This is a genomic window from Cedecea sp. FDAARGOS_727 (assembly GCF_012273235.1).
Lineage (GTDB): Bacteria > Pseudomonadota > Gammaproteobacteria > Enterobacterales > Enterobacteriaceae > Cedecea > Cedecea davisae.
Window position 1 is genome coordinate 1206651 of the sequence record NZ_CP050966.1, and the last position, 23209, is coordinate 1229859.

The window sequence follows — 23209 nt, forward strand, 5'->3', positions numbered from 1 at the left end:
TATTTGGCGGCTATTTTACCCGCCATTGTGGGTTTAACAATCAACAATCATGGCTTACACAGCAGTTGCTCCAGTTCACTTAACGAAGTGACCTGCCAGGTTGGCTCAATCCCTTCCGGCGCGGTGCGGCCGTGGGCATTTAGCCAGCAGGTTGCTATCCCGGCGTTGATGCCGCCCAGAATATCGGACTCCGCCGTGTCGCCAACCATCAAAACGCGGTCGCGCGGCGGCTGGCCCATTTGCTCAAAGGTATAGTCGAAAATGCGGCGATCGGGCTTTGCAATGCCGACCTGCTCGGAGATAACCAGCAGATCGAAATAGTCCCGCAGGCCGGTGCGCTCGAGGCGAATCTGCTGTAGCGCGGTAAACCCGTTGGTGATGATGCCGAGTTTCGCTTTCCCCTTCAGGGCGTTGAGCAGCGAAACCGCGCCCGGCAGCGGGGCGCAAATCTCGGCCATCGCCGACAAGAAAGCATCATTCAGTTCGGCAGACGGCACGCTAAGACGCTCTGCCCAGCCTTCAAAACGCCGGAGCTGTAATTGCAATGCGGTGATGGCACCGTTCTGGTAGTCCACCCACAGCGGCTTGTTCACCGCCTGGTAGTCCTGGAAGTCATCTGCGGTAAAGGTCACGCTGTAGTCGAGAAACATCCGCTGTAGCCCGCCGAATGCGTCAAAGGTAAACAGCGTTTCGTCCGCATCAAATAAAATCCAGTCCCAGTTCATCCACACACCTTTTAAATATTAACCGAGGGGTAACGCCATAATAATCGCGTCTTCCCGGCCCTCTTTTGCCGGGTAATAGTTGCGACGTACGGTCGCTTCGTTAAAGCCGAGGCTTTCGTATAACGCTCTGGCGGCGAGGTTGGAGGCACGCACTTCAAGCCACAGCGTGAAGACATCGCGCTTCTCAAGCTCCTGAATTAAGTGCTCGAGCAGCGCTCTGCCCAGCCCCTGGCGCTGATAAGCCGGATCAACCGCGATGTTAAAAAGCGTGGCTTCGTCGAGCACCACCTGGGTCACCGCGAAGGCCGCCATTTTACCGTCTACGTCCAGCCGTAAATTGAAATAGCGTTCGCCCTGGTTACTGGCGAAAGTCTTTTCACTCCAGGGGAAAGCGTGGCTGCGTTGCTCGATGGCGTACGCCGCCGCTAAATCATTCGGCGTCAGGGAAGAAATCTTGTTCATGTTCGCAAATTTGTTGCCACAGCGCCTGTCGCGCATTGCCATTGTGATAAAGCTCGTCAAGCGCCGGAGAAGCAAGCTGGGCGCCGTCAAGGCTCAAAGGCTGCTCAACGCCGAGCCGCCAGCTATTGCAGCGGCTGTCCTGCGGCATCATTGCCACACGGTCCGGCGTCAGTTGCATAACCTGCCCGGCACTCAGCTCAAGACTGCGTAAAACATCCAGCACCAGCGGGTCGCTTAAGGCGGGCAGCTCTTCAGCCACCATCACCAGACGCACGCCTGCCGGTAGCGATACCGCTATCTCTCCCTGTAAAGCCGTCGGACGGCGCAGCACCCACTGAGTAATACCCAGTTGCTGTAACTGCCAGTCACGTCGGGAAGGGGAAGTCATAGCGAAACCTGTCTGGAGCGTAATAAGGGGCGCAAATATAGCAAATTCATCGAATCCACGCCATTAAAGCTCTATAATCCACGCTCTGATTTTCCAGGAGCAATTTGATGAGTGCGTTAACCCCGGCGAGTGAAGTACTGCTGCGCCACAGCGATGATTTTACCGAGAGCCGCGTGTTGTTTGCCGGTGACATGCAAGACGATCTGCCGGCGCGTTTTGACACCGCCGCCAGCCGCGCCCACACCCAGCAATTTCACCACTGGCAGGTACTAAGCGCGCAGATGGGCGAAAACGCACAGTATGGCCTGGTGGCCGGTGCCGACGTCGTTGCAGACAGCAATACGCTGATTTATTACTGGCCGAAGAACAAGCCGGAAGCCCAATTCCAGCTGATGAACATCCTGTCGTTGATGCCGGTTGGCACTGACGTCTTCGTGGTCGGTGAAAACCGCAGCGGCGTTCGCAGCGCCGAACAGATACTGGCCGATATCTGCCCGCTGAGCAAAATCGACAGCGCCCGCCGCTGTGGCCTCTACCATGGTCGCCTCGAGAAACAGCCTGAGTTCGATGAAAACAGCTGGTGGGGCGAGTACCCGCACGGCGAGATGACGGTCAAAACCTTACCGGGCGTGTTCAGCCGTGACGGTCTGGACACCGGCAGCAAACTGCTGCTTTCAACCCTCACCCCGCACACCAAGGGCAAAGTGCTGGACGTGGGCTGCGGTGCGGGCGTACTGGCAATTACTCTTGCCAGCCACTCACCGAAAGTCCGCCTGACCCTGTGTGATGTCAGCGCACCGGCTGTAGAAGCCAGCCGCGCCACGCTTGCCGCTAACGGCATCGAAGGCGAGGTCATTGCCAGCAACGTCTACTCCGGGATCAGCGGCCGTTTCGACATGATTATCTCTAACCCGCCGTTCCACGACGGGATGCAAACCAGCCTTGACGCGGCTCACCAGCTGATTCGCGGTGCTGCCCGCCATCTGAACATGGGCGGCGAGCTGCGCATCGTTGCTAACGCCTTCCTGGCGTACCCTAACGTGCTGGATGAAGTGTTTGGAAGTCATGAAGTTATCGCCCAAACCGGGCGTTTTAAAGTCTACCGTGCGGTTCTGTCGCGAGCGGCTAAAAAGCGCTAACCCTCCTTTGGTGCCGCTTTTTCCAGCAGTCAGGGAAGCGGCACCAAATTAACTGTTGACGAAGTTCAGAAAACATCTAGAATGCGCCTCCGTGGTTGTGATACTTCGGTATTACAGGTATGCGAAGGTGGCGGAATTGGTAGACGCGCTAGCTTCAGGTGTTAGTGTTCTTACGGACGTGAGGGTTCAAGTCCCTCTCTTCGCACCAACAACCACGCAAGATATCGTTCGCACTGCGCGAAGGTGGCGGAATTGGTAGACGCGCTAGCTTCAGGTGTTAGTGTTCTTACGGACGTGAGGGTTCAAGTCCCTCTCTTCGCACCAATGCGAAGACGATATCAAAACTCTCAGGCGCAAGCCTGAAACCTGTGCGAAGGTGGCGGAATTGGTAGACGCGCTAGCTTCAGGTGTTAGTGTCCTTACGGACGTGAGGGTTCAAGTCCCTCTCTTCGCACCACTTCTTAAATGAAGTTCCCCTGGTAAGTCCCCATTTCTTATCCCGATTTCCCCAGATTCATCACGATAAGCAGCAGCCCGCTGGCAAATGCCACGCACGACGGCAGCAAAACAAAATGCCGCAATTTCTTGTGATACAGCATCAGTGCCGTCGCCAGCAGCCCCGCGACAACCAGCACCCGCCACTCGCTGAAAGAAAGATCCAGCCAGGCGAGCAGCGCCACCGCCATACCCGCCACCATTACGCTCCAGCCACCTTCGAGTCGTCGTTGCAGCATTTCAGCATCCCAACCATGATAATGATAACCAATATCATATGATAAAAATTCTCAACTGTCAGCGAGAAAACGTATCAGGGCTATCGCTGAAATAGCCGGAGTTTACCCGGCATTTAATGACAGATTTTCAGTAAGGTGATAGATTGAGCGCCGGCGTTAATACGCCATATAAAAATTCCAATAGTTACCAAAAAAGCAAACTACCCGCTTTTTTTTAGACAACACACACAACACCAGACTTTCTTACCCAAGACATAACCATCCCTATGACAGCCCAGACCTGGCGAGCACTACTCAAAGCAAAGCATCTGCTTTCATTACGTTTATTTTTGCTACTCAATGCCATATCAGCAGCCTTCTCGATGTTATTTCCGGTGAACCCGGTAATGCGCGTAACGCCGCCGGTGGTGATTATCCTGCTGCTTAGCGTGACGCTGCTCGGCTGGCAGTTGCTGAATAAAAAGCTGCTGATTAACCTGAATATGGTCTCGTTGCTAATTGGCCTGCTCTGGGCGTTGCATATATTCATTAAAAACAAACCTCTAGGCGATGTTGGTGCCTCATTCCTGGTGATAAGCCTGATGTCGGTGCTGTTTATTGGCGCTATTTCCTTTATCAACAACATCGTCGCCTTTCTGCTGCATAGCCTGCCGGTCGCGCTGACGGTGCTGTGGCTGGACAGCGTCGATCACTGGCTGCGGGTGCTTTACTCCATCGCCCTACCGGCTATCGGCATTACCATTCAGCATATTATTCAAAAGCGTAACGACCGCTTCACGCAGCGTCTGATGAATAAGCTGGTGGAAGAAAAAGAGACGCTCAACGGCCTCAGTATGCTCGACCCGTTAACCGGCCTGTACAACCGCCGTGGTTTCCAGAACCGGCTGGAACACCTTCGGGCTTCCGGCCCCGGCAACCATTATGTGTTGCTGCTGGATATCGACTACTTCAAGTCCTACAACGATCATTACGGCCACGCGATGGGCGATCAGGCTTTGATCCGCGTTTCGGCCGCTATTCGCGATGCGGTACGTTCGAGGGACATCGTTACCCGCTACGGCGGCGAAGAATTTATGGTGATGTTGACCCATATTGACGGCGAGCGGGCGCTCCAGGCCGCGGAGAGGATCCGCCAGCGCGTTAACGATCTCGATATTCCCCACATGTTCAATAACGAAGTCGCCACCAACGTGACCGTGAGCATTGGCCTTGCGCCACTGCCGGACGAGGATATCGAAAACGCCCTGAGCCTGGCGGACAAAGCGCTCTATCAGGCCAAAAACCAGGGCCGCAACAGTATTCTGACCAGCCAAATGGCAAGCGTGAGTTAACCGCTTTCCTCAGAGATTGCAGGGTTGCATCCCGGCGGCTTATTGTTCATATTTCAAACAATAACAATATGCCGCCAGCGGCAATACACCGTATCTCTGAGGAATAACAATGAATAAAATTTTGCCTGCGGCTATCGTTCTTCCCGCTCTTTTACTCGCCGCCTGCTCCACCAGCAGCCCCGGCAAGCTACAGGTAAAAGGCCAGCCGCTCACCAGCGATCCGGCTTACGTTTTACAACATCTCATCCCCATGCTGCCCATCACCAGCGGCTGCCGGGAAAAGCCCAAATCCGTTAGCGTAGCGCTGGTCAGTAAATCTGATGATATTCGTACCAACGCTGCCGGAACCGCGCTTATCTCGGGCTCAGCCAGGGAAGCGTGGAATTTTGATGCCTGCGGCCGCGCTATTCCGATGTATGTCACCTACTCTTTCTTCCCTGACGGCAAAACGGCATACAAGTTCGCCGCGAAATAATCTGAGCCTGAACCCGGCGATTGAAGCAACAGCTGCGAAATCATCTTGCCAATGATTTGCCCCATGGTTAGGATTGCTAATCATTATCATTTAGATTGGCTTCTGACGAGAACATGGCGCTTCAATCCCTTCAGCTTAGCGATGACGGCGGGTGTTTTATTCTCCCGTGGCCTCCGGCGTCCCCACCGCTGGCGGAAGCTTTGCGCGACTATTTCGCCACCCATCGTTCTTACTTCAACGACATCATTAGGCTAAATGAACCTGCTCCGGCCAGTGCCATGCCGCTGAGCCGATGGCGTCAACCGGCAATACTGGCTTCTCTGATAGCAGCCTATGGCGACCATATCTACCGCAATCAGCCGCATCAATCGCGTGAACATAAGCCGCTGAAATCGCTCTGGGCGCAGTGGTATATTGGCCTGCTGGTGCCGCCGCTGATGATGGCGCTCCTGACCCAGCGCAAAGCGCTCAGCCTGGCCCCGGAACGGATATACGTCGATTTCCATGAAACGGGCCGCGCCGCAAGTTTCTGGATAAACGCTGAAGAAGATGTGCAGCTAAGCTCCCTTGCTCCGCGCCAGCGCGTGGAAAAACTAATCGCCGATGTTTTAATCCCGGTTGTGGATGCGCTGGAAGCCAGCGGAGATATCAACGGTAAGCTTATCTGGAGTAATACAGGCTATCTGGTGAACTGGTTCTTAGGAGAACTCAAGCCGCTCCTCAAGGATGAAACTCACGCCCTGCTGATTAACGCCTGCTTTTTTGAAAAACAGCTCTCCTGCGGCCAGAATAACCCGTTATACCGCACGGTAATCCCGCGCGAAGGGGTTCTGGTTCGCCGCACCTGCTGCCAGCGCTACAAGCTGCCCGATGTACAAAGCTGCGGCGACTGTACCTTAAAATAGAAAACGGCGGGTTTCCCCGCCGTTTTGACTCTGTTTTATCGATTAAGCCAGCTGTTGGTTTCCTTCCTCGCTCGCTCTTTGTGCTTCTTCTTTTTCCTGCTCCAGCAGTTGCTTCTCGTACACTTTGAAGAACGGGAAGTAGATGATGGACGACACGCAGGCCAGCAGAATAACCAGAATCGCAGCACGGAAGTCCCAGCCCAGCGCCCAGGCTGCGCCAATTGGAGCCGGTGCAGTCCACGGCACGACGGAAATCACGCGGCCAATCAGGTCAAGCTTCATCGCTCCCCACGCCAGCACGGCGTTAACCATCGGCGCCAGCAGGAACGGAATGAAGAACACCGGGTTCATCACGATAGGCGTCCCGAAGATAACCGGTTCGTTAATGTTAAAGCAGGTCGGAACAATGCTCAGACGGCCGATAGAACGCAGGTGGGCAGATTTGCTGCGCAGGTAGCAAATAACCAGCCCCATCGTCGCGCCGGAACCGCCAACTACGATAAAGAAGGTCCAGAAGGCCTCCATGAAAATGTGCGGCAGCGGCGCACCGGCGGCCAGCGCGCCCTGGTTCAGGCCGAGGTTGGTCAGCCAGAACATTTGCAGCATGCCGGAAACGATAGCCGCTCCGTGGATGCCAGCGAACCAAAGCAGGTGAGCAATCAACACCGCCAGTAAAATCGCAGGCAGCGAGTCCGCGGCGGAAACCAGAGGTTTGAACAGCGCCATAATAGCCTGAGGGATCAGCATATCGAACTGAGACTGAATAAACAGGCTCAGCGGATACAGCGTGAGCACGACAACCAGCACCGGGATCAGCAGGTCAAAGGAGTTTTTGATCATCGGCGGCACCTGGTCCGGCAGTTTAATACCGATGTTGTGTGCCTTCAGGAAGCGCATCATCTCTACGCAGTAAATTGCCACCAGAATGGCGGTGAAAATCCCAGTCCCGCCCAGGCTATCCACCGGCAGCGTGCCTTTAGTTTTCGGCGCAGCCACCACCAGGAAAGCCATCAGGGACAGCATGGCGCACATAAACGGGTCGAGACCGTGAGACTTCACATAATGCTTGCCGAGGTTGTAGGCAATGGCCGCGCAAATATAGATAGACATGATGCCCATCGTCATATCAAACGGCGTCAGGATCTGGCCTTCAAACTGCTTCGCCAGATCCAGCCATGCGCGGGCAAACCCCCACGTAGTGGTTGGAGAGAACGGCGGGTAAGCGAACACCAGCAGGAACGAGCCGACAATCATAAACGGCATCGCCGAAATGAAACCGTCGCGGATAGCCATCACGTGGCGCTGGGAAGAAATGCGGCCAGCGACCGGGCTAACGTAGTTTTCAACAAAACGAAAAATTAAATTAAATGCAGCATGGTTGGAAGACATGGTGGCTCTCCTGTCAGGCTATCAACGCGAGTGCATCGGCGAGAATTCTGTCGCCGCGCATCATTCCGTAATCCATAGAGTTAATGACCGTGACCGGGATACGTTTGGGAGCGGCCTGAGCCTTAAAATCTTCCAGACGATATTTGATCTGCGGACCGAGTAAACAGCAATCAAATTCAGGCATAACATCCGTGAACTCTTCGATACCCACCGCTTTTATCTCAACGTCAATCCGTTGCTCCATGGCGGCTTGTTTCATCCTGTTCACGACCATACTGGTAGACATACCAGCGGCACAGCATAAGAGGATACGTTTCATAGACGACTCTAATTATTAGGTACAGGGGGGTTACGAAATCAGTATTCCTCGCGCCAATCATTACTGCAACCGGTTACTGCAACCGGTTTCAGTGATTGTGAAGGAGATCCAGAAATTTCTGACAAGGAGGGTGTGAGATAAGTATAAGCGGTTTACAGAAAGTACAAGCTTATGCGAAATTATTTGCCACCTGGATCAGGAGAAAATCATGAGTTTGCAGTCCGTGCGGCAATTCTTCGCCGACCATGCCCCCGATATTAATATTATCGAACTAAATCAAAGCACCGCTACCGTCGCACTTGCCGCCGCTGCCCATAATGTTGAAGCCGGGCAAATCGCCAAGACCCTGTCGCTCAAGGTTAAAAACGACATCATACTGATTGTCGCGAAGGGCGATGCCCGCCTGGATAATAAAAAGCTTAAGGAAACATTCGGCGCTAAAGCGCGTATGTTGAGCAGCGATGAGGTGGTGAACTGGACCGGGCATCCGGTCGGCGGCGTTTGCCCTTTTGGGCTGGAAAATCCGCTGGCGGTCTACTGCGATATTTCGCTCCGCCAGTACCAGGAAGTTCTCCCGGCCGCAGGCGCTATCCACAGCGCGGTGCGAATCTCACCCGAGAGAATGGCCGACTTAACTCAGGCCAAGTGGGTCGATGTCTGCCAGTGAGGGTTATTTGAAGCGTGGCTAAAGGACGCCATCCAAAGGTCACGCGACCGGACTAGTTGCTCAAAGGTTGATCTGGCACGCTTAAGAGAGTGAAGCGCTCATGTTTAATAAGTGAACGTTACCCTTTGTTCACTCTCTTTTTTCGGGATAAGCATGCAGACCGATGTTGCCTCACAGCGTGGTGTCACCCGTTTATGCATTCAATGTGCGCTTTTTTTGCTGCAACACGGGGCTGAGAGCGCGCTGGTTGAGGAGCTTTCCACCCGGCTTGGAAAAGCGCTCGGTATGGACAGCGTAGAAAGCTCAATCTCCGCCAACGCCATTGTGCTGAGCACCATTAAAGATAATCAGTGCCTGACCACCACCCGCAAAAATGTCGACCGCGGGATCAATATGCATATGGTTACCGAAATTCAGCACATCGTTATCCTCGCTGAACACCGGCTTATCGATGCCAGAGACGTGCTCAAACGTTTCGAACATATCAAGCCGCTTCGTTACCCACGCTGGCTGGTCGTGCTGATGGTCGGCCTCTCCTGCGGCTGCTTCTGTAAACTCAACAACGGCGGCTGGGATGGGTCATTGGTGGCCTTTATTGCCAGCTCTCTGGCGATGTACGTGCGCCAGCTTCTCACCCATCGGCAGATGCATCCTCAAATTAATTTTTGCCTCACCGCCTTCGTTGCCACCAGCGTCTCCGGGCTATTAATCGCCAAAGGCCCGTTTGCCAGCACCTCAAATATCGCCATGGCGGCGAGCGTGCTGCTGCTGGTGCCGGGGTTCCCGCTGATTAATGCCGTTGCCGATATGTTCAAAGGCCACGTCAACACCGGCCTGGCACGCTGGGCAATGGCCAGCCTGCTAACCCTCGCCACCTGTATTGGCGTGGTGATGGCGATGTCGGTATGGGGGCTTCGGGGATGGGCATAATCGAGTTTGTTCTGGCACTGATGCAGGATATGGCGCTTTCGGCGATTCCGGCGGTAGGTTTTGCGCTGGTCTTTAACGTTCCACAGCGAGCGCTGCCGTACTGCGCCCTGCTCGGTGCCGTCGGTCACGGCTCGCGAATGGCGATGATGACCGCAGGCCTGAATATTGAATGGAGCACTTTTTTGGCCTCAATCCTGGTCGGTATTATCGGAATCCAGTGGTCGCGCTGGTATCTGGCTCATCCCAAAGTGTTTACCGTTGCGGCAGTGATCCCAATGTTTCCGGGGATCTATGCCTATACGGCGATGATCTCTGCGGTAAAGTTGACCCACTTCGGCTACACCGAACCGATGATGATCCAGCTGGTGACAAACTTCCTGAAGGCCTCATTTATCGTGGGCGCGTTGTCGATTGGCCTTTCTCTACCGGGGCTGTGGCTGTACCGTAAAAAACCCAGGGTCTAGCCCAAACGCTGCGTCAGACAAAATTCACGTAAAATTATTTGCTATTTAATCGTGCACTATCTATATTCAAATCCATGAACAAGACATCGACCGAAACGAACGCGCTGCTGCTGGACAACCAGCTTTGCTTCGCGCTCTATTCCGCCAATCTGGCGGTCAATAAACTCTACCGCCAGCTGCTTGCGCCGCTGCAACTCACCTATCCGCAATATCTGGTGATGCTGGTGCTGTGGGAGCGGGACGATGTCACGGTGTCGCAAATCGGCGAGCGTCTGTTTTTAGACTCCGCCACCTTAACGCCGCTGTTAAAGCGTCTTGAAAGCGCTGGTTTGCTGCTGCGTCAGCGCTCCCGTGAAGACGAACGTCAGGTCGTCGTTACCCTGACCGATGAAGGCAAAGCGCTGCAGGAAAAAGCTCACAGCATTCCTGAGTCGGTACTCTGTGCTTCGGCCTGTAGCGTAGACAGCATGCTGGCGCTTAAGGATCAGCTGGAAACGCTGCGCGGCAACCTGAATACCTAATTAACACCCGTCGGCACTGCCGGCGATTTTTAAAAAACCATATAAATCGCGTGCTATTTTATAGCACAAACACAAAGTAAGATGAGGAACCTGCCATGTCTTTAGAAAAAGTCGTTTATACCGCAAAAGCAAAAGCAACCGGCGGCCGTGAAGGTCGTGCAACCTCTTCTGACGGCGTTCTGGACGTCAAACTGGGCCTGCCAAAAGAGATGGGCGGTGCCGGTGGTGAAGTGACTAACCCGGAACAGCTGTTCGCCGCTGGCTACTCGGCCTGCTTCCTGGGCGCGATGAAGTTTGTTTCCGGCCGCGACAAAATCTCCATGCCTGCTGAAGCCTTTATCGAAGGTGAAGTGGGTATTGGGCCGCTGCCTACCGGCTTCGGCATCGAAGCTAAACTGAACATCCACCTGCCGGGTATGGACGCTGCTGAAGCGAAAAAACTGGTCGATGCGGCGCACATCGTTTGCCCGTATTCCAACGCCACTCGCGGCAACATCGACGTCACGCTGAATATCATCAACTGATGTCGCAAGCCGGGGAAACCCGGCTTTTTACTCTCATGCCCGCCGTTTAGGAAAACTCTCAATCCCCCTCTTTCCCGGCAAAGCGTTATACTCAGCGCTGAATTCTCCTGCCCGGCAGGTAAACAAAGCGAGTATCAACAGATGAAAGTAAGCATTAAAACTCTCTGCGCAATGGCGCTGGCAACGGCCTTTTTTGCGGGCCAGGCAAGTGCGGCAAGCTGGCAGGATCAGCTTTCAAGCGCGGCAAACGAGCTGAGCAAAAGCGGCTCAACCACCACCGGCGCAGGCGCTCAGAACGGCGGCCTTTCTCTCTCTTCCCTGACCAGCCTGCTTAACGGCAACGGTAAATCGCTCACCTCCAGCACCATGACCAACGCCGCAGGCGTGATGGAATATTGTGCGAAGAACAAGCTTGCTTCCGTCACCAATACGGAAAATATCAAAAATCAGCTGATGACCAAACTTGGCCTGGAGAACAGCACCAAGCCCGCGGATAAGCAGGATTACAACCAGGGCCTGATGGGGCTGCTGAATACCGCTAACGGCCAGAAGCTTGACCTGAACACTATCGGCAACTCGCCTCTGGCTGAAAAGGTGAAAACCAAAGCCTGCGACCTGGTGCTGAAACAGGGTATGAATTACCTGTCCTGATAGATTTATGAAACAGCCTCCGACCGGAGGCTGTTTGCTTACTGAGCCAAAGAACAGCTGTAGTCCAGCATCTCCTCAGCGGACCCCTGGTTACCGCCCAGCAGCTGGCGAGGGTTGGCTAACAACACCACCTCGCCTTTCGCGGTCACTACTCGCGCCAGACCAAAGTTTTCCATTTCATCGCCCTGAGCCTTCGCATAGGCCGCCAGCACGCTAAACGGATTCGCTTCCACAGGCACTTTTATCGCCAGATACTTATGGCCGAGGATCTCCGCGCCAAACGGCTGCCACTGGTCGGTAACTTTATCCGCAAGCTGGTTAATCGACTGATAAACCTCAGGACGCAGGCATGAGAGATGAATATGCAGCTGGTTCTGAGAACGCCCGTAGCGAGAGTTAATCGCCAGCACTAAATCGTCATCCTTCACCGGCTTAGTGGTTTCATCCAGCAGATAATGGCGGTTATCCCACGCATCCTGGAAGTAGTTCGGCGCCCCGTTTTCCAGAATCTTCGGGCTTTCAATGCCGGTAATTTTATCTGTTGGCATCAGCAAAGTATGGAGCGGGCCTTTCGCATCTTTGAACACCAGGTAGCGCTGCTGTAAATCAACCTTCAGGCACGGCTCCGGCGAATTGTGCTGCTGCTGGTTCGGTATGCACTGCTGGCTAATGATGTTCCACAGCGCATCGCTATGGCGGTGCAAAAGCCACAGGCGAATGGCGACGGCGGCTACCAGTAAAATCAGCAGCACAACCACCACACGCAGGATCTTCTTCATCTCGGGTTTTCCTTGTTAAATCAGGGCATTTTTCGTTGTTGTAATACTCGGACAATCAGTTGGAAGCAGGCTTCAATCTGCGGCGCAAACGGCTCGGTACTGCGCATCAGCGCCACGGTGCGGCTCAGGGAAGGTTGCTGCAGGTGGATAACCTTCAGCTCCGGGTCCTGCAAATAGGTCGTGTAAAGCTGCGGCAGGATTGCTACCGCCAGTTGCGAGCGCACCAGCCCGTAAAGTGTTTCAATAAAATCAACCTGATAGCGGGTGTTAAGCTTAAGGCGCTGGCTTTCCGCCATCGCCGCCACCAGCCGGCTGATGTTTCCTTTTGAAAACACTGCAATATCCCGTTTGACCAGGCTACGCCACGGAGCATGGCTGGATTCTGCCAGAGGATCGTGACGATTGACTACCGCCACGAAGGGATCTTCTTGTAACGGATTGATCTCAAGCGTGGCGGGCACCGAACTGTCCAGTCCGCCAAACCCGAAATCGAGCTGGCCGTTTTCCAACTGGGCTATCAGCGCATCATTGGTGCGATCGTGAAACTCCACCCGCAGGCGAGGAAAAGCGTCGGCCAGCAGTTGCGGGATATGAGGAAACAGCAGGCTGCCAACGGACGGCACCAGACCGATACGCAACGTGCCGTCCCCGCCGTCCTGCACAATGCGCTGCATATCATCGAAGGCTCGCTGGGCAACGTTGAGCATGCGCTCGGCGTGGGGCAGCAGCGCAGCCCCCAGCTCCGTCAACGTTACGGCAGAAGCGGTGCGGTTAACCAGCTTACCTCCCAGCACCGACTCAATTTGTCGTAATGCGCTGCTTAGCGCGGGCTGACTGATAGCCAACCTGCTGGCGGTATCGGTAAAATGACGAAGTTTCGCCAGCGTCACAAAATACTGGATCTGTTTTAACGAGAGAGCGGGAAGGCGCTGCCAGGGTTCAGCCATTGGAGTATCAGGGTTACCAGGTAAACGTTTGCTACAGGATAAACGTTTCTTATCGGCTGATAAATTAAATCATCTGGGCAAAGTTCACGCACCTGCCTAGAGTAGCCGCCAGAGCACATTTTTTGGACCCCAGCCATGACACCTGCTGATTTACGCCGCCGCGCGGTAAAAGCCGCCCTCGGTGAAGTTCCCTTCGACCTGCTGCTGACCAACAGCCAGCTTATTGATATGGCAACCGGCGAAATCCGCCAGGCCGATGTCGGCATTGTCGGCACGCTTATCGCCAGCGTGCATCCGCGCGGAAGCCGCGAAGATGCCGTCAAAATTCACGATCTTGCCGGAAGCTATCTTAGCCCGGGCCTGATGGACACTCACGTCCACGTCGAAAGCTCGCACCTACCGCCTGCACGTTACGCCGAAATCGTCGTCGCGCAGGGCACGACCACCATTTTCTGGGACCCGCACGAGCTGGCAAACGTGCTCGGCATTGAAGGCGTGCGCTACGCCGTTGATGCCAGTCGTAACCTGCCGCTGCGCGTGATTTGCGCCGCCCCTTCCAGCGTGCCTTCCACGCCGGGGCTTGAGATGTCCGGTGCGGATTTCGCCGGAAAAGAGATGGAAACCCTGCTCTCCTGGCCTGAAGTGGCGGGCGTGGCCGAAGTCATGGACATGCACGGCGTACTCAACGGCAGCGAAAGAATGCTGGAGATCCTCAACGCCGGGCTAAACAGCGGCAAGCTTATCGAAGGGCACGCTCGTGGTCTTAGCGGTGCCGGTTTGCAGGCTTATCTTGCCGCAGGCGTCACTTCCGACCACGAACTCACTTCCGCCGCGGACGCGCTGGAAAAACTGCGTGCCGGCCTGACGCTGGAAATTCGCGGCTCTCATCCTTACCTGCTGCCGGAAATTGTTGAAGCGCTCAACGGGTTACCGCACCTGTCATCTCAGGTTACGGTCTGCACCGACGACGTGCCGCCGGACATGCTGCTGGAAAGAGGCGGTATTGTCGCCCTGCTGAACCTGCTGATTGAGCACGGCATGAAGGCGACGGACGCCCTGCGCCTCGCCACGCTGAACGCCTCTCTGCGTTTACAGCGCCCCGATCTGGGGCTGATTGCCGCAGGCCGCACCGCCGACCTGGTGGTGTTTGATTCGCTGGAGAAACTCAGCGCCCGCACGGTCTTCGTTGCCGGTAAGCTAATGGCCGAACGGGGCAAAATGCTCGAACCCGTTACCGCACCGTCCATTGTTCCGCCTCGTGATACCGTGCGTTTACAGTCGCTTAGCCCAAATGATTTTGTGCTGAAAGTGCCGGTAAACAACGGTCGCGCTCGCCTGCGTCACATAAAAGGGGCTCGTTTTACCCAGTGGAGCGAAGTCGAGGTTGAGGTCCGCGGCGGCGAAGTTCAGCTCCCGGAAGGCTTTAGCCTGATTTGGGTTCAGCACCGCCATGGCCGTCACGAAGCGAAGCCACAGCTGGCGCTACTCGAAGGCTGGGGGGAACTCAGAGGCGCGATTGCCACCACCTACTCGCATGACTCCCACAACCTCGTCGTGCTGGGCCGCAACCCGCAGGATATGGCGCTGGCGGCCAATCAGCTTATCGCCTGCGGCGGCGGCATGGCGCTAAGCCAGAATGGCAAAATGCTGGCGAAAGTTGAAATGCCCATCGCCGGGATGCTTTCCGATCTCCCGGCCAGCGAGCTGGCGCAGCAGTTTGCACAGCTACGCGAGCTGAGCAATAAAGTTGCCGACTGGGAACCGCCGTACCGCGTTTTCAAGGCAATTGAAGGCACCTGCCTCGCCTGCAACGCCGGGCCGCACCTGACAGATCTCGGGCTGACCGACGGCAGTACGCGTCAAATCGTCGACCCGCTTATTGAATGCCATGAATACCCGGCAGACACACACACAACACACTAGTCCAGGAGAGCCAAATAATGGCCGAAAATTCAGTGTCACAGGCAGCCGGCGAAAAATGGCTGGAGCGGCGGTTCCAGCTCCGCGGTCGCCAGACTAAAGTTAAAACCGAATGCCTCGCAGGCGTCACCGGTTTTCTCGCCGCCGCCTACCTGCTGGTAGTCATTCCTGGCCTGCTGGCCGTTGGCGGGATGGACAAAGGCGCGGCCACCACCGGCACGATTATCGTGTTCGTGCTCGGCACGCTGCTAATGGCATTTTATGGCAACCTGCCGTTTATCGTCGGGCCGGGGATCGGCGGTTCGGTGCTGGTGGGCGTAACGCTTGCGGGCAGCGAACATATTGGCTGGCAGATTGGGCTAGGTATCGCCTGCTGGTCGGGTATTTTGTTCTTCGCTCTGACTCGCCTGGGCCTGCGTGAAGTCGTCACCCGCTCGGTGCCGCAGTCGATAAAGCTCGGCCTCACGGCGTCCATTGGCCTGTTCGTCGCCATCCTTGGCTTCCGCAATGCCGGGCTGGTGCTGGCTAACGCCAAAACCAATGCTCTGGCAATGGGTGACTTTACCGCACCCGGCGCGCTGGTTGCTCTGTGCGGGCTGTTTCTGGCGATTGCGCTTCAGGCTCGCCGCGTACCGGGCGCCATTCTGTGGGCCATTCTGTTTGCTACGCTGGTCGGCATTCCATTTGGCGTCACCCATCTGCCGCAAAGCTTTATCGCCATGCCGCATTCTCTGGCTCCGGTGCTGGGCCACGTCGATATGCTGGGCGCGCTGAACATCGCCTTCCTGCCGTTCCTGTTTGTCTTCTTTGCCTCGGAGTTTTTCTCCACCATGGGCACTACGCTGGCAGTAGGCGGCGAAGCAGGTCTGCTGGACGAGCACGGCAATATGCAGCACATCAACCGTCCGTTTATGGTGGACTCCATCGCCGCCGCGCTTGGCCCGTGGGTTGGCATTCCTGCGGCAACGGCGCTGATCGAGTCTTCAGCCGCTGCCGAAGCGGGCGGCAAAACGGGCCTTACGGCACTGGCCGCTGCGGTTATGTTTCTGCTGATGCTGCTGTTCACGCCGGTTGCGCTGATGATCCCAAAAGAAGCCACCGCGCCTGCGCTGATCCTTATCGGCCTGAATATGTTCAGCGGGCTGCGTAAAGTGGATCTGGGGAATTTTACCGACGGCCTGCCGGTGCTGATGATGGTAATGATAACGCTCATCGCCAACAGCTTCGGGACCGGTATCGCAGGCGGCCTGTTGTTCTATGTGGTAATCAAAGTGATTGCGGGTAAATGGCGTGAAATTCCGGTGGGGCTGTATCTGCTGGCTATTCCTCTGGTTTATTACTTCGCGACGCTGGTGAAGCACTAGAAACAACAAAGCCCTCTTTCGAGGGCTTTTTTCTACCGGCTGGATCAGCCGTTGTTCTGGATCTTCTTGATGATATTGGTGGTGGAGCAACCGTCTTCGAAGTTCAGCACCATCACTTCACCGCCGTTGGCCCAGACCTCTTTGCTCCCGGCAATCTGCTCAGGCTTGTAGTCACCGCCCTTTACCAGGCGATCCGGCAGGATCTCGCCAATCAGGCGCTGCGGAGTGTCTTCTTCGAACAGCACCACCCAGTCCACCGCTTCCAGCGCCGCCAGCACGATCATACGCTGATCCTGCGGGTTAACCGGGCGGGTTTCACCTTTCAGGCGTTTAGTAGAAGCATCGCTGTTCACCGCCACAATCAGGCGATCGCCCAGCTTGCGGGCATTGGCGAGGTAGGAAACGTGGCCCGCGTGCAGAATGTCGAACACGCCGTTGGTCATCACCACGCGCTCACCGCGCTTGCGTGCTGCCGCAACAGCCACTTTCAATTCGGCCTCGGTCATCACGCCAAAGCCGGTTTCTGAACGACCGCGCACCGCGTTCTCCAGCTCAACCGGAGAAACGGTAGAAGTCCCGAGCTTGCCGACTACAACGCCCGCCGCCGCATTGGCAAAGTAACAGGCTTCTTCCAGAGAATTGCCTGCCGCAAGCGTGGCCGCCAGCACGCCAATCACCGTGTCACCGGCACCGGTCACGTCGTAAACCTCCTGCGCCTGGGTCGGCAGGTGGAACGGCTCAATACCGGGTTGAAGCAGCGTCATGCCCTGCTCGGAGCGGGTCACCAGCAGCGCAGAAAGCTCGAAGTCGGCAATCAGCTTCATGCCGCGATCCACCAGCTCGGCCTCGGTTTTGCACTTGCCGACAACCACCTCAAACTCGGACAAGTTCGGCGTCAGCAGCGTCGCGCCGCGGTAGCGCTCAAAGTCGCTGCCTTTCGGGTCGATTAGCACCGGTACTTTAGCTTCACGCGCCAGGCGGATCATCTGCTGCACGCTAGCCAGAGCGCCTTTCGCGTAGTCAGAGAGCACCAGGGCACCAATATGCGGCAGCGCCTGGTTAATACGTTCGTGCAGCGGCTCAGGATCTACGCCCTCAAAACCTTCTTCGAAGTCGAGGCGGATCAGCTGCTGGTTGCGCGAAAGCACGCGCAGTTTGGTAATGGTCGGGTGGGTCGGAACGGAAACGAAGTCACACTTCACGTTTACGCCGGCCAGGCTCTGGCTGAGCGCACGAGCCGCGTCGTCGATACCGGTCAGGCCAACCAGGCGAGAAGCCGCACCCAGCGAAGCGATGTTCATCGCTACGTTAGCAGCGCCGCCGGGACGCTCTTCGATGGTGTCCACTTTTACCACCGGCACCGGGGCTTCCGGGGAAATACGGCTGGTAGGACCGTACCAGTAGCGATCCAGCATCACATCACCAACTACCATGACGCCTGCACGGCTGTATTCGGGCAGCGTTACTTTCATTCCTGACTCTCCAGAGAGGGGATTATTTTTGCGCGGGATAATAACATATTTACACCTCCACGCGCGTTTGCGGCTCGCCAAGCCACGTTTTCCAGCTGTGCCGCACCTGTTCGCGCTCTACAACAAACAAGTCCAGGGCAACGTTACCCGGCAGCTCCTGTAGCGCCAGATGGTGAAGCTCATCGCGCAGCGTGACGTAAGCGTGGGTCAGGGCTTTGGCCTCTTCCTCGCTCATAATGTCGTTTTGCGCCATCAGTTCCAGAATACGCACGTTATCCGACCAGCGGGTTAACTTCGGCGCTTCGCTGGCGTAACGCAGCACCAGATACTGAGTGATAAACTCGATGTCGGTTATCCCGCCTTCATCGGCTTTAATATCAAAGCGATCGCGGTGTTTATTGCCGAGGTGGGCGCGCATTTTTTCACGCATTTCGCGCACTTCAACCTGCAACTTTTCACCTTCACGCGCGGTACAGAGAATATCGCGGCGGATCGCCTCAAACTGGCGGTTAAGCGCCGGGTCGCCGTAGACAACGCGGGCGCGCACCAGGGCCTGATGTTCCCACGTCCAGGCTTCGTTTTTCTGGTAATCGGCGAAAGCTTCAGCGGTGGTGACCAACATGCCCGCCGCGCCCGACGGCCTGAGGCGAGCATCGACTTCATACAAAATCCCCGTCGAGGTGCGCGTGCTGAACAGATGCATGATTCGCTGCGCCAGGCGCAGGTAGAACTGACGGCCGTCGATTTCACGCTCGCCGTCGGTCATCACTTCCATCGGGCAGTCGTGCAGAAACACCAGATCCAAATCAGAGCTGTAGCCCAGCTCCCAGCCGCCGAGCTTGCCGTAGCCCAGCACGGCAAAACCGCGGCCTTCTCTGTCCTGCAAATGCTTCGGCTGGCCATAGCGCGCTACTATTTGCGTCCAGGCTCGCTGCACGACCGAGTCGAGAATCGCCTCCGCCAGCCAGGTAAGGTGGTCGCTGACCTTCATCACCGGCAGCGTTCCGGCGATATCTGCCGCCGCCACGCGCAGCATCTGCGCCTGCTTAAACTGGCGTAACGCCTCGAGCTGTTGCTCTTCGTCTTCGTCCGGCACCCGCAGCAGGTACTGGCGCAGCTCGTCGCGGTAGGCATCCATCGCCGTTGGCTGGTAGAGCGTACTCGGGTCGAGCAGCTCGTCGAGCAGCAGCGGATAGCTGGCCAGCTGCGCGGCAATCATTGGCGAGGCGGCGCAAAGAGAAATTAAATGCTTCAGCGCGCCGGGGAATTCGCTCAGCAGTTCCAGATAAGTGGTACGAGTAAGAATACCGAGCAGCAGCGGGATAAGGCGGGAAAACGCCAGCGGTGCGTCACCCCGGGAGCAGGCTTCGCTCAGCAGGCGCGGCATCAGATGATCCAGCACCTGGCGGCCACGCGGGCCAAGGGTTCGCTTATCAATATCCCGGCGGAAATCGCCGAGCTGCCTCAGGACTTCATCCCGCTCCTGCGCCGTCAGATGAGCGAGCACAGGTGTGTTTTCATCGGCGTCCAGGGCGTCAATCCACAGCTCGCGCCACGCTTCGGAAACTTTGTCCTCACCGGCTTCCGGCTCGTCGTCGCCAATCAGGTCGTTAAAGACCTGGCGCACGTCGCTCATGTGCTGTTGCAGCGTGCCCTGGAGTGCATCCCAGTCGGCGGCCTGCATGCCCCACGCCAGCCGGGCGCGATTTAACTCGTCGCCGGGCAGAGTTTGCGTCTGCTCGTCGTTGATGCTTTGCAGCAGGTTTTCCAGCCGCCGCAGGTAGAGATAGGCCGCACGCAGCTTTTGCGCGTCCTCTTCGGGCAGCAGATGAAGCTGCTGGATAGCTTCCAGCGTGGGCAGCAACGAACGGGATTGCAACGAAGGCTCACGCCCGCCGCGAATCAGCTGGAAGACCTGAACGATAAACTCGGTTTCGCGGATACCGCCCGCGCCAAGTTTAATATTGTCCGTTAGCCCCCGACGTCGCACTTCGCGGGCAATCATGCCTTTCATGTTTCGCAGGGACTGAATGACGCTGAAGTCGATGTAGCGGCGGAACACAAACGGCCGCAGCATGTTGCGCAGCTCCTGGCTCCAGACATCGCCGTTATCGCCCATTATCCGCGCTTTCACCATCGCGTAGCGTTCCCAGTCGCGCCCCTGCTCCTGGTAATAATCCTCCAGCGCGGCAAAACTCAGCACCAGCGGGCCGCTCTCGCCAAACGGACGCAGGCGCATATCCACGCGGTAAACAAAGCCGTCCTGAGTCGGCTGGTCGAGCACCTTAATCAGGCGCTGCCCCATGCGGGTAAAGAACTGAGCATTATCCAGCTCGCGCCGCCCGCCGCGGGTGGAGCCGTTTTCCGGCCAGGCAAAAATCAGGTCGATATCCGAGGAGAAATTCAGCTCCCCGCCGCCCAGTTTGCCCATACCGAGGATCAGCAGCGGCTGCGCCTCTCCCTCCGCATTGCCCGGAGTGCCCCATTCGCGGCAGCAGGCGTCATAAAGCCAGTCGCGAGCGGCAACAATCAGCGTCTCCGCCAGCACGCTCAGCTGTTGCAGGGTGCTTTCGGTCGCCACCTGCTCCAGCGCCTGCGACCAGGCGATACGCACCATAATGCGACGACGAAAAAGCCGCAGCGCCTTCATCAGCGCCGCTTCGTCATACACTTCCCGTAAATCATGCTGCAACCAGGCGGCGTAGTGCTGCCATTCGTCCGCCTGCGGCGCGGCCTGCTGCAATTCCTGCAGCCAGGCCGGATACGCCACCACGCTATCACCAACAAAATCACTAATAGCCAGCACCGCGCGAGCTTCGTCGCTGAGTGTCCGGGAGTCAATCTCTTGCGGCAGGCGCGGTAAAAACGCCTGCAGGTGCTGCTGTAATAAAGGAGTAAGCGGCATCATGGTGGGTATCCGTTGCCAGTCAGTTATTTCCCGCTATGCAGCCAGAAAGGTGCCTGCGAGATCGCTTCGTTTCTGTAATGCTCAATTTCGATGTGCTGGCGCGTCATAATGGCGTGGCGCAGGCCCTGCCAGTTTTCCAGCCAGGGCTGAGATTGCTCATCGGGGTAAACGCCGGCAAGCAATCGAATGGCGTCAGTTTCACGCGTCAGGCGCGGCAGCTGGTCACCGTAGCTGTCGCCGAGCGGGCGCTGGAAGGCACCTTTCAGCTCCGCTGCATGACGGGAGAGGTTTACGTCGGCAAAGCGTTTGAACGAACCGTCCAGCTTGTTGCGGCTTTTCTCATCGATATACGGCTGCCACTGGCGCTCCACCAGCCAGCGGGTCAGCGCCAGTTTGGTCGCGCTTGCCTGGGCGCTGTAAACCACGGCCTCGGCTTTCTCACTCCCGGCAAGGCGGGTTTCAAAAGCGATCAGTTGGTCACGTAAGTGAGTGCTCGCTTTACGAGGGATAATGCCGCCAAACAGCGCCAGGGCATGGCGCACCAGGCCTACGGCATCAATCACCTGCTGCTTAGCCGCTTTGCTGCCGGAGAGCCACAGCTCTTCGTGATAAAGCCAGTGGCCCAGGGCAAGCTCCAGAGAACCTTCCAGGCCCTGCTCAACCGTGGCCTTAGCCGCCGGATGCAGTACGCCAAGCGGTTTAATCTCTCTTGCCGCATTACCCTGAGCGAGATGATACCCGCGTGCCGCCTTGCTCAGGCTTCCCTGACGCAGCCCCGGCTCGGTCACCAGACTTTCCGCCAGCGCCAGTAAATCCGCGGTTTCCCCCGACAGCAGCTCAAGCTCCAGCTCGCAAATAGGCTCCCGGTGCTCCCCGGCTTTGACTTCACCGCTGTCCAGAGCAAGTTCGATACGGCTTGTACCCTGAGCAACTACCCACTTTTCACGCTCAAAATCGGTGCTGAATAGCGGCTGAACTTCCGTCTGCAAAGCGACAACGTCCAGCCCTTCAGGCCACACTTCAGCGGGCAGCAGAGCGAGATCCAGCTCGGGCTTGCTCAACTCTACGTTGTATTCAGGGCGCTGATGCAGACCACCAGTGACGCGCCCGGCGATTTTCATCGTCATTTCATAGCGCCCGGCATCACCTCGAATGCGCAGCCCCATATCGTGACGACGCAGCAGTTTATCTGCGGTCTCGTAATAGATATTCAGAAGCTGACGAGGGTCGCTGTGTTCGCCCGGCAGGGCATTCAGCTTGTCACGCAGCGCATCAAGCGCCGCAGGGTTAACGATAAATTTAAGTTCGATTTCCTGAGCCATGTCTTATTTACTTTCGTTTACGTCACGCCGGGCAATTTCCCGGCGAACTAAATAGCGTCGATTAGGTCTGTAGATAGTACGACAAAATACCCTCTCGGGTAGCGAATTTGCGGTAGTGCAGCAGCGCCAGTGGTTAAAATGACATCAGGATGATTCTCATTCAGGTTTCCGGATTGCGCCTTCAGACTGTTGCCACTACTATCGTTCCACACTTAATGAAAATAACGACGAACTAATGCACAAATTACGCCTGATTTGCCTTACTTTGCTCTCTCTTAGCGTTTCCGTAGTGGCCCATGCCGAAGAAAAACGTTATGTCTCTGATGAATTAAACACCTGGGTCCGTAGCGGCCCGGGCGATAACTACCGCCTGGTTGGCACAGTCAACGCAGGGGAACAAGTCACGCTGCTGCAAAGCAATGAAGAAACCAAATACGGCCAGGTGCGCGACAGCAGCGGCAAAACATCCTGGATACCGCTGGCGCAGCTCAGCACCAATCCAAGCCTGCGTACCCGCGTGCCGGATCTGGAAAATCAGGTAAAAACCCTGACCGACAAGCTGAATAACATCGACACCACCTGGAACCAGCGCACCGCAGAAATGCAGCAGAAAGTTGCCCAGAGCGACACGGTGATTAACGGTCTGAAAGAAGAAAATCAGCAGCTTAAGAACCAGCTTATCGTCGCCCAGAAAAAGGTAAATGCCGCCAACGTGCAGCTGGACGATAAGCAGCGCGCCATCATTATGCAGTGGTTTATGTACGGCGGCGGCGTGGCTGGCTTTGGCCTGCTGATTGGCCTGCTGCTCCCGCACATGATCCCAAGCCGTAAAAAGAAAGACCGCTGGATGAACTAAAGGCGATACATTAGCCG

Annotated in this window: 24 protein-coding genes and 3 tRNA genes; 16 read left to right on the plus strand and 11 right to left on the minus strand. The window is 56.4% G+C overall.

Annotated elements, in window-relative coordinates:
• Nucleotides 1-47 precede the first annotated feature (47 nt).
• From yjjG to FOC35_RS05770, 3 genes are read right to left on the minus strand one after another with little or no spacing between them, the layout of a single operon-like run.
• Entirely contained in the window at nucleotides 48-725 is a 678-nt protein-coding gene (gene yjjG / locus FOC35_RS05760) for a pyrimidine 5'-nucleotidase (RefSeq protein ID WP_172568402.1), read from the minus strand.
• An 18-nt stretch (nucleotides 726-743) separates the two neighbouring features.
• A complete protein-coding gene (gene rimI, locus FOC35_RS05765) occupies nucleotides 744-1187 on the minus strand; it encodes a ribosomal protein S18-alanine N-acetyltransferase (RefSeq protein ID WP_016534778.1) in 444 nt (147 codons plus the stop codon).
• On the minus strand, nucleotides 1156-1575 hold the full coding sequence (locus tag FOC35_RS05770; protein ID WP_016534777.1) for a DNA polymerase III subunit psi: 420 nt from the start codon (nucleotides 1573-1575) through the stop codon (nucleotides 1156-1158). The genes rimI and FOC35_RS05770 overlap by 32 nt, the downstream gene beginning before the upstream one ends.
• A gap of 107 nt (nucleotides 1576-1682) precedes the next feature.
• Here FOC35_RS05770 and rsmC point away from each other — a divergent pair, with 107 nt between their 5' ends.
• From rsmC to FOC35_RS05790, 4 genes are all read left to right on the plus strand, one after another.
• Nucleotides 1683-2714, plus strand: a complete 1032-nt coding sequence (gene rsmC / locus FOC35_RS05775) for a 16S rRNA (guanine(1207)-N(2))-methyltransferase RsmC (protein ID WP_172568403.1) — start codon at nucleotides 1683-1685, stop codon at nucleotides 2712-2714.
• Nucleotides 2715-2835: 121 nt separating this feature from the next.
• Nucleotides 2836-2922: transfer RNA gene (locus tag FOC35_RS05780), tRNA-Leu, on the plus strand.
• Between the two features lie 29 nt (nucleotides 2923-2951).
• A tRNA-Leu gene (locus tag FOC35_RS05785) sits at nucleotides 2952-3038 on the plus strand.
• A gap of 46 nt (nucleotides 3039-3084) precedes the next feature.
• Nucleotides 3085-3171 (plus strand) — tRNA-Leu (locus FOC35_RS05790).
• A 37-nt stretch (nucleotides 3172-3208) separates the two neighbouring features.
• On the opposite strand, the gene FOC35_RS05795 is transcribed toward FOC35_RS05790, so the two are convergent.
• Entirely contained in the window at nucleotides 3209-3448 is a 240-nt protein-coding gene (locus FOC35_RS05795; RefSeq protein WP_016534775.1) for a DUF1435 domain-containing protein, read from the minus strand.
• 266 nt (nucleotides 3449-3714) lie between these two features.
• Between FOC35_RS05795 and FOC35_RS05800 the strand changes: the two genes are divergently transcribed.
• The 3 genes from FOC35_RS05800 to fhuF all read left to right on the plus strand — a co-directional run bounded on the left by FOC35_RS05800 (nucleotide 3715) and on the right by fhuF (nucleotide 6159).
• A complete protein-coding gene (locus tag FOC35_RS05800) occupies nucleotides 3715-4779 on the plus strand; it encodes a diguanylate cyclase (RefSeq protein ID WP_172568404.1) in 1065 nt (354 codons plus the stop codon).
• Between the two features lie 109 nt (nucleotides 4780-4888).
• On the plus strand, nucleotides 4889-5254 hold the full coding sequence (locus FOC35_RS05805; RefSeq protein ID WP_172568405.1) for a hypothetical protein: 366 nt from the start codon (nucleotides 4889-4891) through the stop codon (nucleotides 5252-5254).
• Nucleotides 5255-5367: 113 nt separating this feature from the next.
• The gene (gene fhuF / locus FOC35_RS05810; protein WP_172568406.1) at nucleotides 5368-6159 is read left to right on the plus strand and encodes a siderophore-iron reductase FhuF; all 792 of its coding nucleotides are present in this window, start codon (nucleotides 5368-5370) and stop codon (nucleotides 6157-6159) included.
• 42 nt (nucleotides 6160-6201) lie between these two features.
• Here the strand turns inward: fhuF and FOC35_RS05815 are convergent, their stop codons facing one another.
• Together FOC35_RS05815 and FOC35_RS05820 are read right to left on the minus strand one after the other, a co-directional pair.
• Nucleotides 6202-7548, minus strand: a complete 1347-nt coding sequence (locus FOC35_RS05815) for a PTS sugar transporter subunit IIC (RefSeq protein WP_039897877.1) — start codon at nucleotides 7546-7548, stop codon at nucleotides 6202-6204.
• A 13-nt stretch (nucleotides 7549-7561) separates the two neighbouring features.
• Complete coding sequence (locus FOC35_RS05820; protein WP_039897876.1) at nucleotides 7562-7867, minus strand: PTS sugar transporter subunit IIB; 306 nt, start codon at nucleotides 7865-7867, stop codon at nucleotides 7562-7564.
• A gap of 208 nt (nucleotides 7868-8075) precedes the next feature.
• Between FOC35_RS05820 and FOC35_RS05825 the strand changes: the two genes are divergently transcribed.
• The 6 genes from FOC35_RS05825 to FOC35_RS05850 all read left to right on the plus strand — a co-directional run bounded on the left by FOC35_RS05825 (nucleotide 8076) and on the right by FOC35_RS05850 (nucleotide 11624).
• The gene (locus tag FOC35_RS05825) at nucleotides 8076-8534 is read left to right on the plus strand and encodes a YbaK/EbsC family protein (protein WP_016534769.1); all 459 of its coding nucleotides are present in this window, start codon (nucleotides 8076-8078) and stop codon (nucleotides 8532-8534) included.
• Between the two features lie 153 nt (nucleotides 8535-8687).
• The gene (locus tag FOC35_RS05830; RefSeq protein ID WP_016534768.1) at nucleotides 8688-9464 is read left to right on the plus strand and encodes a threonine/serine exporter ThrE family protein; all 777 of its coding nucleotides are present in this window, start codon (nucleotides 8688-8690) and stop codon (nucleotides 9462-9464) included.
• Nucleotides 9455-9928, plus strand: a complete 474-nt coding sequence (locus FOC35_RS05835; protein ID WP_016534767.1) for a threonine/serine exporter — start codon at nucleotides 9455-9457, stop codon at nucleotides 9926-9928. Before FOC35_RS05830 ends, FOC35_RS05835 begins: the two co-directional genes overlap by 10 nt.
• A gap of 74 nt (nucleotides 9929-10002) precedes the next feature.
• A complete protein-coding gene (locus tag FOC35_RS05840; protein WP_172568407.1) occupies nucleotides 10003-10449 on the plus strand; it encodes a MarR family winged helix-turn-helix transcriptional regulator in 447 nt (148 codons plus the stop codon).
• Nucleotides 10450-10544: 95 nt separating this feature from the next.
• Nucleotides 10545-10973: an organic hydroperoxide resistance protein gene (locus FOC35_RS05845; RefSeq protein WP_016534765.1), complete on the plus strand. Its 429-nt coding sequence runs from the start codon at nucleotides 10545-10547 to the stop codon at nucleotides 10971-10973.
• A 141-nt stretch (nucleotides 10974-11114) separates the two neighbouring features.
• Entirely contained in the window at nucleotides 11115-11624 is a 510-nt protein-coding gene (locus FOC35_RS05850; protein WP_016534764.1) for a DUF2501 domain-containing protein, read from the plus strand.
• Between the two features lie 38 nt (nucleotides 11625-11662).
• Here the strand turns inward: FOC35_RS05850 and FOC35_RS05855 are convergent, their stop codons facing one another.
• Both FOC35_RS05855 and FOC35_RS05860 read right to left on the minus strand, forming a co-directional pair.
• Complete coding sequence (locus FOC35_RS05855; RefSeq protein WP_172568408.1) at nucleotides 11663-12403, minus strand: CDP-diacylglycerol diphosphatase; 741 nt, start codon at nucleotides 12401-12403, stop codon at nucleotides 11663-11665.
• Nucleotides 12404-12423: 20 nt separating this feature from the next.
• Entirely contained in the window at nucleotides 12424-13350 is a 927-nt protein-coding gene (locus tag FOC35_RS05860; RefSeq protein WP_016534760.1) for a LysR family transcriptional regulator, read from the minus strand.
• Nucleotides 13351-13485: 135 nt separating this feature from the next.
• On the opposite strand from FOC35_RS05860, the gene FOC35_RS05865 reads away from it, so the two are divergent.
• Both FOC35_RS05865 and FOC35_RS05870 read left to right on the plus strand, forming a co-directional pair.
• A complete protein-coding gene (locus tag FOC35_RS05865) occupies nucleotides 13486-15273 on the plus strand; it encodes an adenine deaminase (protein ID WP_172568409.1) in 1788 nt (595 codons plus the stop codon).
• 17 nt (nucleotides 15274-15290) lie between these two features.
• Nucleotides 15291-16634, plus strand: a complete 1344-nt coding sequence (locus FOC35_RS05870) for an NCS2 family permease (RefSeq protein WP_172568410.1) — start codon at nucleotides 15291-15293, stop codon at nucleotides 16632-16634.
• Nucleotides 16635-16678: 44 nt separating this feature from the next.
• On the opposite strand, the gene hldE is transcribed toward FOC35_RS05870, so the two are convergent.
• Genes hldE through FOC35_RS05885 form a run of 3 tightly spaced genes read right to left on the minus strand, consistent with a single transcriptional unit; the run spans nucleotide 16679 to nucleotide 22336 of the window.
• Complete coding sequence (hldE, locus tag FOC35_RS05875) at nucleotides 16679-18106, minus strand: bifunctional D-glycero-beta-D-manno-heptose-7-phosphate kinase/D-glycero-beta-D-manno-heptose 1-phosphate adenylyltransferase HldE (protein ID WP_172568411.1); 1428 nt, start codon at nucleotides 18104-18106, stop codon at nucleotides 16679-16681.
• Nucleotides 18107-18155: 49 nt separating this feature from the next.
• Entirely contained in the window at nucleotides 18156-21014 is a 2859-nt protein-coding gene (gene glnE, locus FOC35_RS05880; RefSeq protein ID WP_172568412.1) for a bifunctional [glutamate--ammonia ligase]-adenylyl-L-tyrosine phosphorylase/[glutamate--ammonia-ligase] adenylyltransferase, read from the minus strand.
• A gap of 23 nt (nucleotides 21015-21037) precedes the next feature.
• Entirely contained in the window at nucleotides 21038-22336 is a 1299-nt protein-coding gene (locus FOC35_RS05885; RefSeq protein WP_172568413.1) for an inorganic triphosphatase, read from the minus strand.
• Between the two features lie 235 nt (nucleotides 22337-22571).
• Between FOC35_RS05885 and FOC35_RS05890 the strand changes: the two genes are divergently transcribed.
• On the plus strand, nucleotides 22572-23192 hold the full coding sequence (locus FOC35_RS05890) for a TIGR04211 family SH3 domain-containing protein (RefSeq protein ID WP_016534754.1): 621 nt from the start codon (nucleotides 22572-22574) through the stop codon (nucleotides 23190-23192).
• Nucleotides 23193-23209: the final 17 nt, after the last annotated feature.

What these genes read in the sequence shown, in the direction of transcription:
- rimI (WP_016534778.1), bottom strand. Translation starts at nt 1,187, where the DNA reads ATGAACAAGATTTCTTCCCTGACGCCGAATGATTTAGCGGCGGCGTAC.
- rsmC (WP_172568403.1), top strand. Translation starts at nt 1,683, where the DNA reads ATGAGTGCGTTAACCCCGGCGAGTGAAGTACTGCTGCGCCACAGCGAT.
- hldE (WP_172568411.1), bottom strand. Translation starts at nt 18,106, where the DNA reads ATGAAAGTAACGCTGCCCGAATACAGCCGTGCAGGCGTCATGGTAGTT.
- fhuF (WP_172568406.1), top strand. Translation starts at nt 5,368, where the DNA reads ATGGCGCTTCAATCCCTTCAGCTTAGCGATGACGGCGGGTGTTTTATT.
- FOC35_RS05815 (WP_039897877.1), bottom strand. Translation starts at nt 7,548, where the DNA reads ATGTCTTCCAACCATGCTGCATTTAATTTAATTTTTCGTTTTGTTGAA.
- FOC35_RS05835 (WP_016534767.1), top strand. Translation starts at nt 9,455, where the DNA reads ATGGGCATAATCGAGTTTGTTCTGGCACTGATGCAGGATATGGCGCTT.
- FOC35_RS05870 (WP_172568410.1), top strand. Translation starts at nt 15,291, where the DNA reads ATGGCCGAAAATTCAGTGTCACAGGCAGCCGGCGAAAAATGGCTGGAG.
- FOC35_RS05865 (WP_172568409.1), top strand. Translation starts at nt 13,486, where the DNA reads ATGACACCTGCTGATTTACGCCGCCGCGCGGTAAAAGCCGCCCTCGGT.
- FOC35_RS05830 (WP_016534768.1), top strand. Translation starts at nt 8,688, where the DNA reads ATGCAGACCGATGTTGCCTCACAGCGTGGTGTCACCCGTTTATGCATT.
- FOC35_RS05805 (WP_172568405.1), top strand. Translation starts at nt 4,889, where the DNA reads ATGAATAAAATTTTGCCTGCGGCTATCGTTCTTCCCGCTCTTTTACTC.
- FOC35_RS05845 (WP_016534765.1), top strand. Translation starts at nt 10,545, where the DNA reads ATGTCTTTAGAAAAAGTCGTTTATACCGCAAAAGCAAAAGCAACCGGC.
- yjjG (WP_172568402.1), bottom strand. Translation starts at nt 725, where the DNA reads ATGAACTGGGACTGGATTTTATTTGATGCGGACGAAACGCTGTTTACC.
- FOC35_RS05795 (WP_016534775.1), bottom strand. Translation starts at nt 3,448, where the DNA reads ATGCTGCAACGACGACTCGAAGGTGGCTGGAGCGTAATGGTGGCGGGT.
- FOC35_RS05890 (WP_016534754.1), top strand. Translation starts at nt 22,572, where the DNA reads ATGCACAAATTACGCCTGATTTGCCTTACTTTGCTCTCTCTTAGCGTT.
- FOC35_RS05800 (WP_172568404.1), top strand. Translation starts at nt 3,715, where the DNA reads ATGACAGCCCAGACCTGGCGAGCACTACTCAAAGCAAAGCATCTGCTT.
- FOC35_RS05850 (WP_016534764.1), top strand. Translation starts at nt 11,115, where the DNA reads ATGAAAGTAAGCATTAAAACTCTCTGCGCAATGGCGCTGGCAACGGCC.
- FOC35_RS05840 (WP_172568407.1), top strand. Translation starts at nt 10,003, where the DNA reads ATGAACAAGACATCGACCGAAACGAACGCGCTGCTGCTGGACAACCAG.
- glnE (WP_172568412.1), bottom strand. Translation starts at nt 21,014, where the DNA reads ATGATGCCGCTTACTCCTTTATTACAGCAGCACCTGCAGGCGTTTTTA.
- FOC35_RS05860 (WP_016534760.1), bottom strand. Translation starts at nt 13,350, where the DNA reads ATGGCTGAACCCTGGCAGCGCCTTCCCGCTCTCTCGTTAAAACAGATC.
- FOC35_RS05855 (WP_172568408.1), bottom strand. Translation starts at nt 12,403, where the DNA reads ATGAAGAAGATCCTGCGTGTGGTGGTTGTGCTGCTGATTTTACTGGTA.
- FOC35_RS05825 (WP_016534769.1), top strand. Translation starts at nt 8,076, where the DNA reads ATGAGTTTGCAGTCCGTGCGGCAATTCTTCGCCGACCATGCCCCCGAT.
- FOC35_RS05770 (WP_016534777.1), bottom strand. Translation starts at nt 1,575, where the DNA reads ATGACTTCCCCTTCCCGACGTGACTGGCAGTTACAGCAACTGGGTATT.
- FOC35_RS05820 (WP_039897876.1), bottom strand. Translation starts at nt 7,867, where the DNA reads ATGAAACGTATCCTCTTATGCTGTGCCGCTGGTATGTCTACCAGTATG.
- FOC35_RS05885 (WP_172568413.1), bottom strand. Translation starts at nt 22,336, where the DNA reads ATGGCTCAGGAAATCGAACTTAAATTTATCGTTAACCCTGCGGCGCTT.